Below are 18,874 nucleotides of genomic sequence, written 5' to 3' on the forward strand. Positions count from 1 at the left end.
CCTCTCTCCAAGCCTCTCTCCTACGAGGAGAGAGGCTTTGAATAATCTGGATTATTTTATTTTTGCCAAATAGGAATGCTCCCGATTAAATAAAGCTTTTAATGGGCGGTTAGAAGAGATTTTAGTGCAGATTAATAATGAATTATGGCAGGATGTGGGTTAGTTAGCCACATCAAAAATTTGTTGTGCGGTTAAATTTAATTGGGGAAAGGTAGGTGATGAAATCGTGGTATTACCTTGAAACGGTGTCATTTGATATTCACCATCAACTAATTCACATACAAAAATAGTGGATTGTTTGGGATTGCCGATGAACTTTCTTGCACCCAACGCAGCATAATCAGCAATCCAATATTCAGGAATGCCCATTTCTTCATAATCCCTAAATTTATTATAGTAATCATCTCGCCAGTTAGTTGAAACAACTTCAATAACTATTGGAACCGATGCGGCTTGGCTTACTGTTGACTGTTTTTGAAAAAGCGGTTCCTTGTCGAGATTATCAAGATTTAGCAGCAACACATCAGGCGAATAAGCGGATTCGGCAGAAGGAGTTTTGACTAATGGAGTTTTGGGTATAGTGTAGGGAAGGTTCAGGCGATCGAACTCGACAGTTAGCTTACGGGCTATAAATCCTATAACTTTTTCATGCGCTCCGGTTGGGGGTGGCATTTCAACAATTACTCCTTTGTGCAATTCATAGCGTTTACCATCGTTGGGATACCATTCGCTAAACTCATCGAAGGTGAGTAATTTGGGCAAGGCTTGGATCATAATCTTACCTCCACATCTGTTTTATTTTATCAAAATATTCATAATTTACGTTGGAATAATTCAATCTATTTTGACTGTCATAGTATTTATATCCAAATGTTTTGATTCAAATTTTAGATAAACTTTTTATTTATAGACTTAGCAATTAACAGGATTGGATAGGCATTACTAACTCTACAGTAAATCTGCAAATTAGCTTTGTCTGTTATAACTGTTCTTTAGAGGATGTTTGAAAAGTATTTGGCTGTGATTCTAGGCACTTATTGATCCCCCTTAACCCCCCTTAAAAAGGGGGAAACCGGAATCAAATTTCCCCAATTTATCGGGGAATTTAGGAGGATATAAAATGTTTTGATACCAACAATAGGACTTTTCAAACAACCTCTTAGGCCAATTATCGGAATCTTTGCTTTCTCAATTCAAGTAAGGTGGGCATTGCCCACCCTACTTAGACAATTCGCTAGTTTACTAAGACTTTGGTTTATATGTCGAAGCAACGTGCAATTCTTTCAATTGTTTAGCATCTACACTCGAAGGTGCATCTGTTAACAAACAACGTGCTTGTTGTGTCTTCGGAAAAGCAATGACATCTCGAATGGATTCTTCTCCAGCTAGCAACATTACCAAACGATCTAAACCGTAGGCGATGCCACCATGCGGCGGTGTACCATATTCAAATGCTTCTAAGAGAAAACCAAATTTACTTTGTGCTTCTTCAGGAGATAAACCGATCGCTTCAAATACTTGCTGTTGAATTTCTCGCTGATAAATCCGCAGACTTCCGCCGCCAACTTCGACGCCGTTGAGTACTAAGTCATAAGCTTGGGCGCGTGCAGTCTTTAAATCGCTTAAATCATCAGGATGTGGTGCTGTAAATGGGTGGTGTAGTGCTTCTAGACGCTTTTCGTCTGCATTCCACTCGAACATCGGGAAATCTGTAATCCAGAGTAAGTTGATTTTTTCTGGCTCGATTAACCCAAATTCTTTAGCGATCGCTTGCCGTAATCTATCTAATGTTTTATTAACTGTAGCAGTATCACCAGCCCCAAACAATAGCAAATGTCCAGCTTTTGCACCTGTGCGGCGCAAAATCTCTTGTTTTTGTTCAACGCTGAGGTTATCTTTAATCGCGCCAATGGTGTCAATTTCCCCATCATCTCTGACGCGGATATAAGCTAAACCTTTAGCACCGGCTTCACTGGCTTCTTTAAATAAGTCGCCGCCTGGTTTAATGCGGACATTAGAAATTACATCGTTACCGTTGGGAATGGGGAGGATTTTGACGATACCACCATTGGTAACAGTGTCCCGAAACACTTTGAAACCAGAGTCTTTGACAATATCTGAGACATCAACTAATTCTAAACCATAGCGGGTATCTGGTTTATCACTCCCGTAGCGTTCCATCCCTTCAGCGTAAGTAAGACGGGGAAAAGGGCGCTGTAACTCAATTCCTTTAACTGTTTTGAAGATATGGCAAACTAACTTCTCGTTTAGTTCGATAATTTCCTCTTGGGACATGAAGCTCATTTCCATGTCCAACTGCGTAAATTCCGGTTGTCTGTCGGCGCGTAAGTCTTCGTCACGAAAGCAACGGGCAATCTGATAATATCTGTCTAAGCCGGATACCATCAGCAGTTGTTTAAATAGTTGGGGTGATTGCGGCAAAGCATACCACTCACCAGGATTGACGCGACTGGGTAGAACATAATCCCGCGCCCCTTCTGGGGTAGAACGGGTAAGTATTGGAGTTTCGACTTCGATAAAACCTTCCAAATCTTCTAGATAACGACGCATGGCTTTGACAATTTGATGACGTAGTTGCAAATTTTGCGCCATGCGATCGCGTCGCAAATCCAAATAACGATATTTTAGCCGCAAGTCTTCCCGAACTGTCTCGGTATCAGCTACGGAAACTTGGAAAGGTAACTGCTTGCGGACAGCATTCAGGAGTTTGATTTTATCGGCGTAGATTTCTACCTCGCCTGTGGGGATGCGGGTATTCAGCGATTCTTCGGGACGTTGTGTTACTCTACCAGTGATTTCGACAACATATTCATTTCGCAGGGCGTTTGCTTGCTGATAAGAATCTGGGGTGCGTTGCGGATCGCTGACGATTTGGACAATTCCAGAGCGATCGCGTAAATCTAAAAATATTACACCACCATGATCGCGGCGACGGTCTATCCATCCGTAAAAGGTAACTGTTTCTCCAATATGTTCTTTTCGGAGTTCGCCGCAATAGTGAGTTCGCATAAGTGTTAGTTCTGTTTGTCTGGGCTAGATTGGCAAGGAAATGTCAAAAGCCTTCCCATTATCTAGCATCAATAGTAATTGTAGTAATAAACATACAATAATCTCACGCCAATTTGCCAAAAGTCGATTCGAGGCTGTAGGGTGAGTGGATGAGACGCAGAAGGTGAAACAAGACCCCATAAGGCAAAGAAATTATCAAAGACCCTCACCGTGTCCCAGCCCCACCATGTTTTACGGTATACAATGTTTCCGTTTTTACAATAATTCTCTTGTGTAACTTAACTATGGAACACAACTGATAACTTTTAATCACTGTCTCCATAAAAATCTTCATCTAATAACTGTTCTATCAGAAAAGGACAATCGAGAGGATATTCTGCGTCAGTTGGTTTTCTCACTCCTAATTTAGCTTTTTTACTTTCTTTGATTGCCAGTTTACGAGCATCGGCATAGGACTTAGAAAGTATTTCAGTAATATAGTTTTTAAAAGAAGGGTTTTCTTCCAAATCCTTGTTTACTCGGAAACGATGTTCTGTGACAGAACTATACCAGCTTCCTTTCATCATCTCTGGAGCATCAGATTGAACGGTTAACTTGAGTAAATGAGTAATTAGGATTGTTAAATTACTAATAAATGACCGTTTCTCTGACTTTCCCATATCTTCTAATTCTAAAAGCAAATGCTCCCAATCTATATCATTAAAACGATGTTCTTTAATTTGCTCAATAATGCTTTGTCGCCAAAGATTAAAATCTTGTTCATACAGTTGATTATTCATCTAGCAATCCTAAAAAATAAAGGTGTAACAGGGAATTTTGATCGGGCTTATAGTGATGGCTTGTTCAGGTATACTGCAATTATAGAAAAATTTAGGCTCCTGTAAGTTGGGGAACCGCTCCCATAAGTTGGGGAACCACTCCCGTCACGATGTAGACCGCTCCCATAAGTTCGGGAACCACTCCCGTCACGAGGTAGACCGCTCCCGTCACGAGGTAGACCGCTACAGTTGCAATATTGATAACTACAGCTTAAATATGGTGACACCAACTTCAATATTGCTAATGACACCTTAAGCATTCAAAGGTGAGGGCGCACAGTTATGCTCTTATACTGCGTGTTACATCCAAAATTTTTGTATTTTATTTATTTTGCCAAAATCCGAAATATTGCAGAGTACAGTTGTATAAAATCTCATTAAAAATTTCTTGCTGACGCAATTATGCCGCCAGACTACTCCGGTCAAAATTTACAAGGTCGCTCTTTTAAAGGTCAAAACCTGACTAGAGCAAACTTTAGCAATAAGGATATTAGAGGGGCAGACTTTACTAACGCTATTCTCAAAGATGCAAACTTCACAGGTGCTAAAGCTGGACTACAAAAGAGTTGGACTATGGGGTTGCTCACAGTATCATTCCTGGTGTGGGGACAATTAGGGTATTTCTCAATCCTTGTTAGTGCAGTAGTAGTATATTTTTTCTCTAACACAAGCACTGAAAAGACTGTGGATTTTATTGCGGCGATAGTTTGCCTAATTGTGATACTGGTTTTTTGTATTATTATCATTCGTAAGAGTTTAACAGCAGCTTTAGTAGCCTTAGCCTTAGCTTATACTGTAGTTTTCACCGTAGCCTTAGCCGCAGCCTTAGGCGCAGCCTTAGGCGCAGCCTTAGCCGCAGCCTTAGTCGTAGGCGTAGTCATAACCGTAGCCTTAGCCGTAGCCTTAGCCTTTACTGTAGCCGTAGTCGGAGCCTTTACTGTAGCCTTAGCCATAGACTTCGCCGTAGCCGTAGCCTTCCCCTTCGCTGGAGCCTTAGCCTTAGCCGTAGCCTTCGCCTTTACATTATTTAGCGCTTACATTGGCTGGCGTAGTCTAGCGGGAGATGAAAAAGATACTTGGATTCGCTCATTTGCTCTTGCCTTCGCTGCTACAGGTGGTACAAGTTTTCGTAATGCTGATTTAACTAATACTAATTTTACTAGTGTAATTCTCAGAAATACAGATTTTAGAAAGGCCAACCTAACGCGCACTCGTTTTTATGAAGCTAAAAAATTAGACTTAGCGAGAGTAGACCATCCGACATTGATTAACCAAGCTATTCTCAATTTATTAGTAACTGGCAATGGTAGAGGAAAATCTTATGCTGGTGCGAATTTAAAAGGCGCAAACCTCATCAGTGCAGATTTAAAAGAAGCGAATCTAAAAGATGCTGATATTACAGAAGCCACCTTTCAAGGCGCTTGTTTAGAGCGGGCAAATCTCACTCTAGCTCAAGCTGTAGGTACTAACTTCACCAGCGTCTCCCGAACCTGAGAAGCCGGGAATTAAGGAATTGTTGACGCAATTGCAAGCAGCGATCGCATCTGATACAAACTTACCGCAAGAAGATAAAGCTGAGGCATTAGAGCAAGTGAAAGCCTTAGCAGAAGCCGCAAAAAGTCCCCAAGAAGGGGCAGTGCAAAAGACGGCGAAAACGGCTATAAAGATTTTAAAAGGGACAATCGCTAGTTTACCCAGTGCCACAAAGTTGGTTGAACAGTGCAGCAATCTATTACCGTTGATTTCAAGTTTTCTGGGTTTAGGGTAGCGTGTCAACTTAAGACCCGGCGAATGGAATTCGCGGCTATACAAACAAAGCCCACCTCCGTGGGCTAAGAGAAAATTAAGGTTTTTTAACCCGCGCAGGCGGGTTTTGTCTGTGTAGACGCGGTTTCTAACCGCCCTTTTAACCTTAAGTTGACACCTATGAGCATTGCTGTGCCCCTAGCAACGTATTTGTATGATTATTAAAGTGAAATGGTATAAGAGATTTACAAGAAATAAATAAACGTAGACGCGCATAGGCTTGCCGCAGGCTACCACAGAGACGCAGAAAAGCCAGTGCGTTGCGATTTGCATTTTTTTCCCAAGCATCGCCAGAGCTTGGACTTTTTTGTAGCAGCTTAACTAAATGGCATATTCCTTACTCATTTCGGTAGATTTAGCAAGCAAAATTTTAATTATGAATTATGAATTATGAATTAGATTGACCATCCCCTCTATTTGGCAATGGCGAACCAAGGATGCTGAGATTGAGAACATGACCACCAGTAACTAAATAAACAGTATCACTGAGCGCACTTAGCTGGCGCACTAAAGAACCCAGGCGATCGCGGAACGTCCTGCCAAGGGGATAAGCTGGTACTACACCCCAGCCCACCTCTTCTGCTACAAACAGCATATCAGCCGCAACCAGATCCACCGTCTCTAACAACTCTGCAAGGATGTTTTCCCAGCTAGATTCATCGTGTTCCAGAAAATTAGCAACCCAAGTTCCTAAAGAATCAACTAAAAGGCAGGTATAGGGTTTTGCATCGGCGAGGGTAGCAGACAGTTCCACAGGTACAGATAGAGTTACCCAGTCTTGAGGACGACGTTGTTGGTGTTCTAAAATGCGTTGATGCCATTCATGATCATCTGGGTTATCGGTGGCTGTTGCTACGTAAACAACTGCTTTTCCTGACTGCATAGCCAGAGTTTCCGCCCATTCACTTTTACCAGATCGTGCTGGCCCTGTTACTAAGATGATTTTACCCAAAGTTATTTTCTGACTATTTTAACAATATCCCTACGGTTGCAATTTCTTACCGCACTTTTTTACTTCATCGGTGAGATTTTTGGTTTTAAATAACTTTTAAGGTATAAAATTAGCACCAGCATCATCGATGCCCCAACAACCCCATTCTTAATTATTTAATACTACTGGGGACAGCAAACTTTAGGATGTCTTTATGAACGCAGCTTTAAAACGCATAGAAGCAACTCTACACGATTTAGGAAATCGCGGCACTGCCTCTGCCGCCGAAACAGGTGATTCGACCACAAAACGGCCTTTCTCTTTTAGAATCAGCGTCGGAGCCAACGAACCCAGAGAAAGTACACAAACTGCATCTTTCCAGGATGGGGAACTGAATACACAAGGACAAACAGTTAACTTAGGCGTAAATACTGAGAGTGAGTATCCTCCTGAACAAAATTTCTTTCCTCACCATGACTCTGTGCAGACCTTTCAAGCTGAAGACAATGGTAGCAAAATACCCAGCCTACCCAAGTTGAAAACTCCGAGTTTTAGTAGCCATCGCCACGGTGCTAATCCAGCATTGGCGATGAATCTATTGCAAGAAATTCAGGAAACTGTCGCCGGATGGCAAACAGAATTACAAAATATTTTGAAGCAAATTCAGGATATTTACTTAGAAGGCCCAATTGTTAATGGCTGGTTAGAATCCAATTCCCAGGAATCAGAAGCGGGAGGAACCGCAACACTACGCCATGCAGAAGTTGATCGCCTGATGAACTACGTAGAAGAAATTTGCGCGACTGGTGGAAAAGTATCTTATGAATCATCTGTTAGTGGCTATCGCCTCTGTGGTGTAGACGATGCTGGTAAAGTCTGGTCGCGTCTATGTCCATCAGATCAGGTTCCCAATGTTAGTATGGCGATCGCTCGTTACCAAAAGTTACGTCAACTGTTAGGGCGCAAGCAATCCTTGGAAACCCGTCTGAGTCAACTAGCCCAAACTCTCGTCGTTTTACACGGACATATTCAACAAAGGTGAAGTTTTAAAAGACATATCCGAAGAAACTCGGTTGGTGGGTCAGTAAGTTTTAGTTTAGATTAACTCTCAGCAGTTGTGCGTTGGATTTAAGATTTTAATCTCAAATCGTTCGACTGAGCATCTCGACTTACTTCGATTGCGCTCAGCACAAGTCGCTCGATGGAACCGTAGTCGTACTCCTGCAAAGAAGCAAGCTACGTGTAGCGTTCTGCAGGAAAGTCCCAAATCTCAAATCCAAAATTAAATCTATGCCAGACACCCAAATCTCTGCCATTATCTGTACCCACAATCGAGATACCTATTTAGGGGCTGCAATTGATAGTCTTTTAGCGCAGAATTTTGCTGCTGACTTTGAAGTTGTGGTAGTTGATAATGGGTCTAGCGATCGCACTCGTGAGGTTGTAGAACTAAGAACCCACAATCCCCGCCTGAAATATGTCTTTGAACCCACTATTGGTTTATCTGTCGCCCGTAACACGGGTGCAAAAGTAGCTAGTAGTGATATCCTTGCTTATTTGGATGACGATGCCGTAGCCTGCGATCGCTGGCTAGAAGTTTTATATTTTGCCTACAATAATTCTAAGCTAGCGATCGCAGGTGGCAAAGTCACCCTCATCTGGCCCCCAGGAATCCAACAACCACGGTGGCTATCTCCGGGGCTAGCTGCAAATCTGGGTGCATACGACTTGGGTGATACTACCATCTACATTGAGCAACCTGGCTCAACCCCCAGAGGCTTAAATTACTCCATCCGCCGCAGTTTCCTAGAAGAAATTGGCGGTTTTGATCCTCATCTCGGTCGAGTGGGGAAAAATCTATTATCAAATGAAGAACTGCAAATGACCGAATTTGCCCTACAGCGTGGTTGGCAAGTCGCTTATCTTCCCGAAGCACTAGTTGCTCACAATGTTGCTCCAGAGCGCCTTCAACCCTCCTGGTTTTTAAATCGAGGCTGGTGGCAGGGTATTAGTGAGTGCTATCGAGAACAACTCACTGGTAAAGCCGGTATCACTCAATTGCAGCGAGGTAGTGAACGGTTTGTGCGCGGCTTGTATAAGGCATTGCAATATTTTTCTGATCCAGCAGAACGGTTTGACAAACTTGTTTATGCTTACGGTCAGATTGGTTACTTAAATGCTGCTATTCAAGGTCTTTTATCCACATCAAATAAGAAATAACCAATAACATAATTTATAGTGATATGTCATCTAAAATACCAGTTTCAGTACTAATTCCGGCAAAAAATGAACAAATAAACTTGCCTGCGTGCCTAGCTAGCCTCAGCAGAGCAGATGAAATATTTGTAGTAGATTCTCAAAGTAGCGATAACAGCATTGAAATTGCTAAAAGTCACGGTGTAAATGTCGTGCAATTCGACTTCAATGGACGCTGGCCTAAAAAGAAAAATTGGTCTTTAGATAATCTACCTTTTCGCAACGAATGGGTGCTAATTGTAGATTGCGATGAACGCATCCCTCCCGAACTTTGGTCAGAAATTGACCAAGTAATTCAAAACAAGGAATATACAGGTTATTATCTTAACCGTCGGGTATTTTTCTTAGGAAAATGGATTCGTTATGGGGGGAAATATCCTGATTGGAATCTACGTTTATTTCAACATAAAAATGGTCGCTACGAAAATCTACACACAGAAGACATTCCCAATACTGGTGATAACGAAGTTCACGAACATGTGATTTTGCAGGGGAAAGTTGGGTATCTCAAAAATGATATGCTCCACGAAGACTTCCGCGACCTTTACCACTGGTTAGAACGACACAACCGCTATTCAAACTGGGAAGCTAGTGTTTATTTTAATATTCTCGCAGGTAAAGATGATAGCGATACCATCGGCGCTAATCTATTTGGTGATGCCGTGCAACGCAAGCGCTTTTTGAAAAAAGTGTGGGTACACCTCCCATTTAAACCCATTTTACGGTTTGTTTTGTTTTATATTATTCAACGCGGTTTTTTGGATGGCAAAGCAGGATATATTTATGCACGCTTGCTGAGTCAATATGAATATCAAATTGGCGTTAAACTTTACGAATTACGCAACTGTGGTGGTCATTTAAATACTGCAACTACCCCGAAAGAAGGAGATGAGGAGCAGGGGAGCAAGGGAGCAGAAGAAAAGCTATTGACCATTGACTCCTAACTAATGACTCCTAACTAATGACTAATGACTAATGACTAATGACCAACCTTTAGTAGATTTACGTAAATATGACCAATCTTGGTTTGACCGGGGTCGTGCAAGTTGGTATATTTTATTATGGTGGTTTGTACAAGCGATCGCCTTTCCTCTCACTCCTCAACCGTTAAATATTCTGCGTTGTACTTTGCTACGATTATTTGGCGCTCGTATCGGCAAAGGTGTATTAATTCGACCCACCGCCCGCTTCACCTACCCTTGGAAAGTCACCATTGGTAACTACAGTTGGATTGGAGATAACGTAGTTTTATACAGCCTCGATCAGATCAGCATCGGTGAACACTGCGTAATTTCCCAAAAAAGTTACTTATGTACTGGTAGTCATGATCTCCAAGACCCGGCCTTTGGGTTGAAAACAGCGAGTATCACCATTGACAATGGTGCATGGGTAGCGGCAGATTGTTTTATTGGGCCGGGAGTGCAAATCGGGACTAATACTGTGATTGGCGCTCGTAGTAGTGTTTTTACTAATATGCCCTCTGGGAAAGTTTGTTGGGGAAGCCCCTGTCGTCCCAAGACAGTTCGGATAAAACTTGATCCCCCTACAAACCCGTGATTTTATAAATAAACATTAGTAGGTAAGCGGGAATAAAAGTGCGATCGCCACAATCTTATAACCAAGACGGTGAGTAGCAATGGTAATATGTTTTCATGGCTGCTCTAATCCTTGCTATTGATGAACAAACTATTGGATGAAACGCTGTCAATCAAAATTGCTGAAACCATAAACAGCAGAGCTAGCACTCCGTTTGATAATGCTTACAAAGCAGCATTGTCAACTGAGGGAGCAAAATATATTCAGGGATTTTTAGCTTTTCCTGGAAAGCCATACAGACCAGTTGAACACAGTTGGATCGAGCTAGACGATACCTCAGACAATGGCTCTCTTGTACGCATTATCGATCCCACATTACCGCACCTGAACAAAAATCCCCAAGAACTCTGGTATTTTGCAGCACAAAGGCTGACCGTTAAAAAACTGAAAGCCATCATTGAAGAATCGAAAGAAGATTATCCAGAAGATGACCCATTACCAATTTATGATGATCCACCTTATGAATATTACGGTGATGTCATGTTAGGTGGTCAAGATTATTTAGCAGCATATCAAGCCGCAGAGGCTAAGTGCAGAGAAATCAACGAACTCAACCCTGAGAGAAACTAACAAAACAGTATTAAATAATTCGTAATTACGAATTATTTAATACGATTTACCGTCGCTGCCAAAATATTCCCTATAGGCACAAATTTTGTCTCCACGCACATCAAAAGAAACTGCTACCCGATTTTTGTAAAGCTGTCCTAACAAAACTCCCTCATCTCGAAACTCAAAAACAGCCGTTGTTTCATTACTGGTAACACGGTCTAAACTAGTCAGGTTCAAACCCGGATTAAAAGATTCAAAAACGTACTCGAAAAATTCTCTAGTTCGCTCTTTTCCCACATTTAAACCGTGGAATTTTCCCATTGGAAACCAAAGGGTAAAATCTTCTGTGAGCATATCTAGAAATGCTTCCCAATTTCCTGTTGCTAGACCATGCGTAAAATGATCAAATGCTTGTTGAGCAACTTTTAAAGTATTTTCTGAATCTTGTGTCATTCTCACCCCCGACTGGATATAAACTAATATCGTGTTACTTAAAACCTCACCACCACTTTTCCACAATTCTGACCACTGAGGAGATATTCTACAGCATCAGGTATTGATTCTATGCCTGGAAACTGTGTTGAGTCAACGGCAACTTTAAGTTTGTCTGTGTAGAACAGGTTTAAAAGGCGATCGCGTGCCTCTGGTATATATTCTTTATAATTAGGCATGAGAAAGCCTCTCACAGAAGCAGATTTCCAAAATAGCTGCTGATAGATGCGTGGTTGGGTAATTTGCTCGACATTATTTGCGTATTCGGAGATAAAACCAACGACTACTAAGCGTCCCCGCACTGCTAAGTTTTCAACGCAAGTATCAAATACGGCTTTACCTACACACTCAAAAACGAGATTAATCCCATTGGGGTATTCTTGCTTGAGGATTTGATTGAGATTTTCTGTGCGATAGTTGATAATGCGATCGCACCCTAATTCTCTCAATAACTTTGCCTTCGCCTCAGAACTACAAGTACCAATGACATGATTACCAGCTAACTTTGCCAATTGCACCGCAATATGACCAGTTCCCCCTGCTGCTGCTGTCACTAAAACCACTTCATTACTTTGCATCTGTCCCACTTGTTCCAATGCCACCAAAGCTGATATAGCTGTAGGTATTAGTGTTAGCAACTCTGGCGTCGCTTCCTGCACCTTCACCGCTAAGTTTGCATCGATAACCTGATATTCTCGATAACCACCACCACGCAATGTAGTTATCACAGCATCATCTATTTGAAAATCTTTAACATTTTCACCGATAGCGACAACTTTTCCCACAGCTTCCACACCTAAATCAAAGGGAGGAATTGAGTTAACATAGGGAACATCACCACGACAAAGTAAGGTGTCAAAGCCACCGTTAACGCCAGCAAATTTGTTTTGAATTAAAAGTTGACTACCAGCAGGTTGTGAAATAGGAATCTCGACAACTTCAACAGCAAATTTAAAATCTGGGTTCAGTTGCTTTGCTATTAGCTTTCTGTAGGTTGTTGCGTTCATTTCCAAATCTTAGGTTTCCCTGACTACTAAAATAAATTATTTTTTTAAGTATAGCTTTGAGCGTTTTTGATATTACCAGATGCGGCAGGTGGGTTATAAATTAATATTTCCGGTTGGAAGATATTGTAATCTTAGAGGATGTTTGAAAAGTATTGGGCGAATAGAATTTGCTACTACACAAGCAAAGTCCACCTCCGTGGACTAATAAATCAAGGTTTTTAACCCAGGTCGGTGGGTTTTGTCTGTGTAGCCAAGCCAGTGCGTTGGGCGGCTCCGCCGACTTGAAGCATCTGGCGTGTGACTTCCAGTCGCCTTTTCAAACATCCTATTAGATGTATAAGTATTTTTAGATGTCAAGCAATGGTACTATAATATATTTTATTATTAACTTATATTAAGTTTTATATCTTAATGCAATAGATAATTTTCCTTAACTGAATCTGAAGCGTATTGAGTTAGAGATAAGCCACCCAGCTAAAAAAGCAGTTGTTATAGTATTTTAAAAACCATAAAAAGAACGAAAATATATGACCATTACTCCTGATAAACCAGAGATAGAACAACCTGTTGTCACTTTACCGATACCAGAAATTAGCCAAGAGTTTAACTGGAAAAACTGCTGGTATCCTATAACCTTCCTGGAAGATTTAGCGAAAGACCGTCCTCACAGCTTTTCCCTCTATAATGAACCTTTTGTATTATTCATAAATCAAGATGGGAAATCGGGGTGTTTAACAGATCGTTGTCCCCACCGCGCTGCTAAACTCTCGGATGGGCAAATTATTGATGGGAGAATTGAGTGCTTATACCACGGCTGGCAGTTTGCTACTGATGGCAAATGTCTGCACATTCCCCAGTTACCAACAGATGCCAAAATTCCTAGCAATGCTTGCTTGCCATCTTTTAAAGTTGTAGAACGCCAAGGTATAGTCTGGGTCTGGTTTGGCGAACTGAAAGCTGCTGATGAAGAATTGATCCCAACCATAACGGAATTGGACAAGCCGGAATGTATCTGCCTAGATTATGTAGCAGATATTCCTTATGACCAAAGCTATTTTATTGAAAATGCCGTAGATCCAGCTCACGTTTCGATCAGCCACGATCGCACTGAAATTAATGCTAAACGAGAAAACGCCCAACCGCTAGAAATGGAAATAATCGAGAGTTCTGCAAAAGGAATTCGCGGCAGATATCGCAGAACGCGGACAGCGAATGCAAACTGGTCTAATATGGATTTCGTCGCCCCTAATTTAGTGATATATGCATTTGGCAGCCAAGCAAATAGTTTTTATTCTGGAAATGCTGTATATGCAATTCCTCTAGGCAGGGGAAAGTGCCGCGTTCTGATCAGAAAATATTGGCGATCTTTAACATGGTCTGAAAAACTTAAGCCTCGCTGGTTAAAACATTTACATCAAAATAAAATATTAGATGAAGATTCGGTATTTCTTATTGGACTACAGACAGAAGTTGAGCGATTAGCAGAAAATCTCAAAGAAGTATATTTGCCGCTCAAGACTAGTGACACATTTGTCTTGGAGTACCGTAAGTGGCTGGATAAATTTGGGGCATCTTTGCCGTTTTATCGTGGCTATTCTACATCAAAGCAGGCTGAAAATCATGGGGAGTATAACCAAAAGCCAATGATGCTAGACCGACTTACCGGACACACACTGATCTGTAGTTCTTGTAATCGAGCCTATCAAGTTATAAATAATCTGAAACAGGGGTTAATTGGTGTGGCGATCGCAATGGCACTTTTAGCTATAGTTACAGATGGGTCAAGTCAGATCGCTACAGTTTTTGCTTCTCTATTAGCAGTAGCTTTGGCAGTGATGACTGAGAAACTCAAAACCAAGTTTGAACATATTTATACGCGGCAATAATTTGCTCATTAGACCTCTTGCATAAATCAAAAATAAGAACCCCACCCCGCCAAAGCTACGCTTTGTCTCCCCTCCCCGCTTGCGGGGAGGGGTGTTAGGGACTTTTGTAAGAGGTCTATTGCACTCAACCCAGAAGCGCTATAATCTGTACTACTCAGGCAGGGCTATTTCGTTCTAGACAGAAACCGCCCAGAACTGAAGTTCAGGGCTAATAGCTAAAGTCCGTTAAAACGGACTATACCCTTTTCTTAGTCGTCTAAAGACGACTTTCGCTATTAGACTCAGAATTCATTCTGAGGCGGGCTAGATGAGAATGAAATAGCCCTGACTACTCAGGACTTACCCAAAAAAGTTCCGAAGTAGCGGTAATTCATGAATTACCGCTACGACAAATCAGGTTTTTGAGAGAATTTTACGTAAGTCCTATTACTGTTTAAATTTTTCAGACTTCACAACTACCCATTGCGTCACAAACGCCATTGCTCGCCAGCCCAAAAATTTACCAATAGGTTCCGCCCGTTGGATGGCAATACGAGTTAAATCACCACCGACTCGTTCATGCCATTGAAATAAAGTTTGCTCACCCTCTACCGTCACCACATTTGCCACCAAACGTCCACCCGATCGCAATGCTTCCCAGCAGACATCAAAAAGTCCCGTTGCTGTCACTCCACCACCAATAAAAATCGCATCTGGTGCTGGTAAGTCTTTCAGAGCATGGGGCGCTTTACCTTCAATGATTTGCAGATTTGGAGTACCGAGAGTGGCGGCATTATCAGCAATATATAGTAGTCTAGAAGAATTTTGTTCGATCGCGATCGCCCGACAGCGAGTATGACTCCGCATCCATTCGATAGAAATTGAGCCGCAACCCGCGCCCACATCCCATAATAATTCTCCCGGTGTGGGTGCCAAAGCTGCCAAGGTGATTGCCCTAACTTCACGCTTCGTTAACTGTCCATCATGGTGGTAGGCCTTATCTGGTAATCCTGGTAACTTTGGTAAAGGGATAACCCCAGCATCAGCAATACAATAAACTGCGATCGCATTCAAAGCAGCAACTTCAGTTTCACTCCAGGATGCAGCCGTACCTGACACAATTCTTTCCTGAGCGCCGCCCATACGCTCCAACACGGTGATTTTACTGCCACCATAGCCGCGATTTGTCAAAATTTGAGCAACAATCGCGGGTGTGTCCTTCCCTTGACTCAAAATCAACAGCCGCGCTTCTGGATAGATGTAAGAGTGGAGTAGGGAGGATGGACGACCATTTAAACTCAAGGTTTCCACCTCAGTTAAAGGCCATCCCACCCTGGCACAGGCGAGGCTGAAGGCTGAAGGTGCAGGGATAATCGTCATTTCACAGACTGGAATTCGCTGCATCAAGGTAGCACCAATGCCGTAACACATCGGATCGCCGCTTGCGAGTACGCAAATCGACTGATTCCGACGCTGGATGATTTCCTCAACTGAAACACTAATTGGGGATGCCCAGACTAGTTTCTCACGTTGGTCATCTGTAGGGAGCATTGCTAAATGGCGATCGCCTCCTACAATTACTTTAGCTTGATCGACTAGAGAACGAGCGATCGCGCTTAACCCCTGTAATCCATCTTCCCCAATGCCGACAATAGAAAGCCATTTCTCTGTCATGCTAATTTATGATTAATTATTATTTCATAATTAAAACTTGACGATTCCGTTAATTATGGGCACAAACTATTTCGAGCTTCAGGATGAGTTACAAAATAGTCTTGGAGCCATTGACATCCCCGTGCTAGTAAATCATTTAACTGCAAACTCCACAAAATTACCTTGTCATCTTTACTAGCAGAAGCAATGATTTTTCCATCAGGGCTGAAACTGACGCTTGTCACTAAATCGTTATGTCCAGTCAAGGTAGTAATGGGAGTTCCATCTTTTTTCCAAAGTTTAATAGTTTTATCTGTGCTTCCAGAAGCAATGATTTCTCCATCGAGGCTAAAACTGATGCTATTTACTGAATCACGATGTCCAGTCAGAGTAGTGATAGGAGCAATTTTTATGCCCAGCGAAGGTTTTAATTAAAGTTCCGTCCCACTTCCAGAGTTTAATAGATTCTTGGTCAGTACCAAAAGCAATTATTTATTGGTTGGGACTGAAACTAACACTTGTAACACCACCTGCCTGTGTGTCCAGTTAAAGTATGAATTGGAGTTCCATTCGCTTTCCAAAGTTTAGCAGTTCCTTGCTCAGTACCAACGGCAATAGTTTTATTATCGGGGCTGAAACTGATACTATTTACCCAACCTTGATGTCCTGTGAGGTTAGCAATTAAAGTTCCATTTCGCTGCCATAGTTTTACAATACCATCCTTACCACCAGAAGCAATTATTTTGCCATCAGGGCTGAAACTGAAGCTGGTTATCCCACGTTTATGCCCAGTTAATGTAGTCATCATATCTGCGTTCAGCTTTCAGAGTTTGATAATTCCGTCGTTACTACCAGAAGCTATAATTTTGTCATCTTGGTTCCAACTCACGCTAGCTACTGAATCGCCATGTCCAACTAGGTTATTAATTAGAGTACCATCTAGTTGCCAGATTTTTACAGTTTGGTCACTACTACCATAAGCAATTATTTTACCATTACGGCCGGCTGAAACTGAGAGTATTTATCCTACGTGTATGTCCCTCGAAAGTTCTAATTAAAGTACCATCAAGGTTCCAAAGTTTGATAGTTGTATCATCACTACCAGAAGCAAATTTTTCTCCATCAGTACTAAAAATAATGCTTGTCACCAACCATTATGCCCATTATGCCCATTATGCCCATCACTAGTTGCGATGAAAGTACCATCGCTTTTCCATAGTTCAATCTTTCCTTTTTCATTCCCAACAGCAATAATTTCACCATTAGGACTGATAGTAGCGCTGGTGATTTCATTACTTTTAAGTGAGATAGTTCTAATAAAACTACCATCTATCTGCCAGAATTTTACAGTGCCATCTTTGCTGATAGAGAGGATAGTTTTATCAGAGATAAAAGTAGCACTAACTACCAAACTTGGATGTTCAAACAGGGTTTTAATGAAAGTACCATTTCGCTGCCAAAGTTCAATAGTTCCGTCTTGGCTACCCGAAGCAATAATTTTGCCATTAGGACTAATACTAATACTTTTTAGCTGATTTTTATGCCCAGAAAGAGTAGCGATCGCAGTTCCATTCTGATGCCATAATTTAATAGTACCGTCATCACTACCAGAAGCAATAATTTTCCCATCAGGACTGAAAGTTAGATTATTGAGTGTTATTTGTTCACTATCAAATTCATTAGATTCATGAATATTAACGAGGATATTCAGTAAAGCAGACAAAGGAGTGATTGTTTGATATTCTCCCAAAAATCACCTCATTCACAGGATCGTAAACGATTAGCTTTAGTTGTGAGCGTTGAATAACAATTTGAATAAATTGCAAAAAAATTGTAGGTTGGGTGGAGGCTTTGCGTAACCCAACATCCTGATACCCAAGATCCTGATAGATATATGTTGGGTTGCGCTCCGCTCCACCCAACCTACGTCTAGGTCTAATGCACTATTTGGACATGGTAGTGGTTTTATTGTGAGTCCAGATGGTCTAGTTTTAACTAATGCTCATGTTGTCGAAGATAGTTCTAAAACTGTTGCAGTAGTACTGGCTGATGGTATACGAGTTTTAGCTGATGTCGTTGGTTTTGGATCTGGAGGTTTAGATTTAGCCGCACTCAAGATTCGCAATCAAAAAAATCTGCCTTATCTGCGTTTAGCTACACCCGGTTCAGCACAAGTAGGTCAATCTGTCTATGCTATTGGTACTCCCCTAAGTCTGGAATTACAGAATACTTTAACCTATGGTGTTATCAGTCGTATTGATAAAAAATTAGGCTTAATCCAACACGATGCTGCTGTGAATCCTGGTAATTCTGGAGGACCACTCCTCAACTCTAATGGGCAAGTAATTGGTGTCAATAGTGCAATTTTCAATGATACTGAAATAAAAAGATTTATTGGTATTAGTTTTGCAATTCCTACAGAATTAATTAAGCCTTTTTTGGTAGCTGTAGAACAAGGTAATGCTCAGTTAGCAAGTGGGCGTAAACAACCTAGTAATAATGAAGACACGGATTTATCGTTGAATGGTCAAATTTTACAAGCAAGTCTGAAAAATGGCGATCGCACTTTACCAAATAATAGCTATTTTCATACTTATGTCTTTGAAGGCAAAGCAGGTCAACAGATAACTATTGAGATGAATAGTCAGCAAATAGACTCTCACTTGTACTTGCTGCTTCCTGCTAAAGAACAATTAATAGGAGAAAATGACGACATTTCCCCAAAAGATTTTAATGCTCGATTGACTGTTACTTTACCAGAAAATGGTATCTACTATCTGTTGGCTAACACTTTTGAAGCAGGAGAATCTGGTAGTTACAATTTACGCGCAACGATATCTCAGAAGTAATTTATTTAGGATTTACGCA

At 41.4% G+C, this 18,874-nt stretch carries 21 protein-coding genes; 9 read left to right on the forward strand and 12 right to left on the reverse strand.

Features of this window, described 5'->3' with window-relative positions; translation table 11 throughout:
• Positions 1–159: 159 nt before the first annotated feature.
• The 3 genes from HWQ38_RS19885 to HWQ38_RS19895 all read right to left on the reverse strand — a co-directional run bounded on the left by HWQ38_RS19885 (position 160) and on the right by HWQ38_RS19895 (position 3,809).
• The gene (locus HWQ38_RS19885) at positions 160–774 is read right to left on the reverse strand and encodes a Uma2 family endonuclease (protein WP_292796807.1); all 615 of its coding nucleotides are present in this window, start codon (positions 772–774) and stop codon (positions 160–162) included.
• A 468-nt stretch (positions 775–1,242) separates the two neighbouring features.
• Positions 1,243–3,030: an aspartate--tRNA ligase gene (aspS, locus tag HWQ38_RS19890; protein ID WP_292796809.1), complete on the reverse strand. Its 1,788-nt coding sequence runs from the start codon at positions 3,028–3,030 to the stop codon at positions 1,243–1,245.
• A 305-nt stretch (positions 3,031–3,335) separates the two neighbouring features.
• Positions 3,336–3,809 (reverse strand): DUF29 domain-containing protein, encoded by a 474-nt coding sequence (locus HWQ38_RS19895; protein ID WP_292796811.1) that lies wholly within the window; start codon positions 3,807–3,809, stop codon positions 3,336–3,338.
• A gap of 441 nt (positions 3,810–4,250) precedes the next feature.
• Here HWQ38_RS19895 and HWQ38_RS19900 point away from each other — a divergent pair, with 441 nt between their 5' ends.
• Together HWQ38_RS19900 and HWQ38_RS40530 are read left to right on the forward strand one after the other, a co-directional pair.
• Complete coding sequence (locus HWQ38_RS19900) at positions 4,251–5,342, forward strand: pentapeptide repeat-containing protein (RefSeq protein ID WP_366933324.1); 1,092 nt, start codon at positions 4,251–4,253, stop codon at positions 5,340–5,342.
• A 19-nt stretch (positions 5,343–5,361) separates the two neighbouring features.
• Positions 5,362–5,616, forward strand: a complete 255-nt coding sequence (locus HWQ38_RS40530) for a hypothetical protein (RefSeq protein WP_366933325.1) — start codon at positions 5,362–5,364, stop codon at positions 5,614–5,616.
• Positions 5,617–6,042: 426 nt separating this feature from the next.
• Here the strand turns inward: HWQ38_RS40530 and cobU are convergent, their stop codons facing one another.
• Positions 6,043–6,606: a bifunctional adenosylcobinamide kinase/adenosylcobinamide-phosphate guanylyltransferase gene (gene cobU / locus HWQ38_RS19905; protein WP_292796813.1), complete on the reverse strand. Its 564-nt coding sequence runs from the start codon at positions 6,604–6,606 to the stop codon at positions 6,043–6,045.
• Positions 6,607–6,799: 193 nt separating this feature from the next.
• Between cobU and HWQ38_RS19910 the strand changes: the two genes are divergently transcribed.
• The 5 genes from HWQ38_RS19910 to HWQ38_RS19930 all read left to right on the forward strand — a co-directional run bounded on the left by HWQ38_RS19910 (position 6,800) and on the right by HWQ38_RS19930 (position 11,007).
• Positions 6,800–7,627 (forward strand): hypothetical protein, encoded by an 828-nt coding sequence (locus tag HWQ38_RS19910; protein ID WP_292796815.1) that lies wholly within the window; start codon positions 6,800–6,802, stop codon positions 7,625–7,627.
• A 248-nt stretch (positions 7,628–7,875) separates the two neighbouring features.
• Positions 7,876–8,805 (forward strand): glycosyltransferase family 2 protein, encoded by a 930-nt coding sequence (locus tag HWQ38_RS19915; protein ID WP_292796817.1) that lies wholly within the window; start codon positions 7,876–7,878, stop codon positions 8,803–8,805.
• Between the two features lie 23 nt (positions 8,806–8,828).
• Positions 8,829–9,785 (forward strand): glycosyltransferase family 2 protein, encoded by a 957-nt coding sequence (locus HWQ38_RS19920; protein WP_292796820.1) that lies wholly within the window; start codon positions 8,829–8,831, stop codon positions 9,783–9,785.
• 31 nt (positions 9,786–9,816) lie between these two features.
• A complete protein-coding gene (gene hpsU, locus HWQ38_RS19925; RefSeq protein WP_292796823.1) occupies positions 9,817–10,398 on the forward strand; it encodes a hormogonium polysaccharide biosynthesis acetyltransferase HpsU in 582 nt (193 codons plus the stop codon).
• 120 nt (positions 10,399–10,518) lie between these two features.
• Complete coding sequence (locus HWQ38_RS19930; protein ID WP_292796825.1) at positions 10,519–11,007, forward strand: hypothetical protein; 489 nt, start codon at positions 10,519–10,521, stop codon at positions 11,005–11,007.
• Positions 11,008–11,043: 36 nt separating this feature from the next.
• Here HWQ38_RS19930 and HWQ38_RS19935 read toward each other — a convergent pair whose 3' ends face one another.
• Together HWQ38_RS19935 and HWQ38_RS19940 are read right to left on the reverse strand one after the other, a co-directional pair.
• Positions 11,044–11,442, reverse strand: coding sequence for a nuclear transport factor 2 family protein (locus HWQ38_RS19935; protein WP_292796828.1), 399 nt, complete (start codon positions 11,440–11,442; stop codon positions 11,044–11,046).
• 38 nt (positions 11,443–11,480) lie between these two features.
• Positions 11,481–12,488, reverse strand: coding sequence for a zinc-binding dehydrogenase (locus HWQ38_RS19940; RefSeq protein ID WP_292796831.1), 1,008 nt, complete (start codon positions 12,486–12,488; stop codon positions 11,481–11,483).
• A gap of 527 nt (positions 12,489–13,015) precedes the next feature.
• Here HWQ38_RS19940 and HWQ38_RS19945 point away from each other — a divergent pair.
• Positions 13,016–14,374 carry a Rieske 2Fe-2S domain-containing protein gene (locus HWQ38_RS19945; protein WP_292796833.1) on the forward strand — a complete coding sequence of 453 codons (1,359 nt, stop codon included), beginning with the start codon at positions 13,016–13,018 and terminating at the stop codon, positions 14,372–14,374.
• Between the two features lie 426 nt (positions 14,375–14,800).
• On the opposite strand, the gene cbiE is transcribed toward HWQ38_RS19945, so the two are convergent.
• The 6 genes from cbiE to HWQ38_RS19965 form a co-directional block, all read right to left on the reverse strand.
• On the reverse strand, positions 14,801–16,027 hold the full coding sequence (gene cbiE / locus HWQ38_RS19950; protein WP_292796835.1) for a precorrin-6y C5,15-methyltransferase (decarboxylating) subunit CbiE: 1,227 nt from the start codon (positions 16,025–16,027) through the stop codon (positions 14,801–14,803).
• Positions 16,028–16,080: 53 nt separating this feature from the next.
• Positions 16,081–16,425 carry a hypothetical protein gene (locus HWQ38_RS19955; protein WP_366933328.1) on the reverse strand — a complete coding sequence of 115 codons (345 nt, stop codon included), beginning with the start codon at positions 16,423–16,425 and terminating at the stop codon, positions 16,081–16,083.
• A 92-nt stretch (positions 16,426–16,517) separates the two neighbouring features.
• Positions 16,518–16,814: a hypothetical protein gene (locus HWQ38_RS19960; protein ID WP_292796838.1), complete on the reverse strand. Its 297-nt coding sequence runs from the start codon at positions 16,812–16,814 to the stop codon at positions 16,518–16,520.
• 15 nt (positions 16,815–16,829) lie between these two features.
• Complete coding sequence (locus tag HWQ38_RS40535; RefSeq protein WP_366933329.1) at positions 16,830–17,027, reverse strand: hypothetical protein; 198 nt, start codon at positions 17,025–17,027, stop codon at positions 16,830–16,832.
• Positions 17,002–17,154, reverse strand: coding sequence for a hypothetical protein (locus tag HWQ38_RS40540; RefSeq protein WP_366933326.1), 153 nt, complete (start codon positions 17,152–17,154; stop codon positions 17,002–17,004). The genes HWQ38_RS40535 and HWQ38_RS40540 overlap by 26 nt, the downstream gene beginning before the upstream one ends.
• Positions 17,151–17,756: a hypothetical protein gene (locus tag HWQ38_RS19965; protein WP_292796840.1), complete on the reverse strand. Its 606-nt coding sequence runs from the start codon at positions 17,754–17,756 to the stop codon at positions 17,151–17,153. Before HWQ38_RS19965 ends, HWQ38_RS40540 begins: the two co-directional genes overlap by 4 nt.
• A gap of 217 nt (positions 17,757–17,973) precedes the next feature.
• Between HWQ38_RS19965 and HWQ38_RS19970 the strand changes: the two genes are divergently transcribed.
• Entirely contained in the window at positions 17,974–18,855 is an 882-nt protein-coding gene (locus tag HWQ38_RS19970; RefSeq protein ID WP_292796869.1) for a trypsin-like peptidase domain-containing protein, read from the forward strand.
• The last annotated feature ends 19 nt before the right edge of the window (positions 18,856–18,874 follow it).

The organism is Nostoc sp. NMS7 (genome assembly GCF_017115085.1).
Lineage (GTDB): Bacteria > Cyanobacteriota > Cyanobacteriia > Cyanobacteriales > Nostocaceae > Nostoc.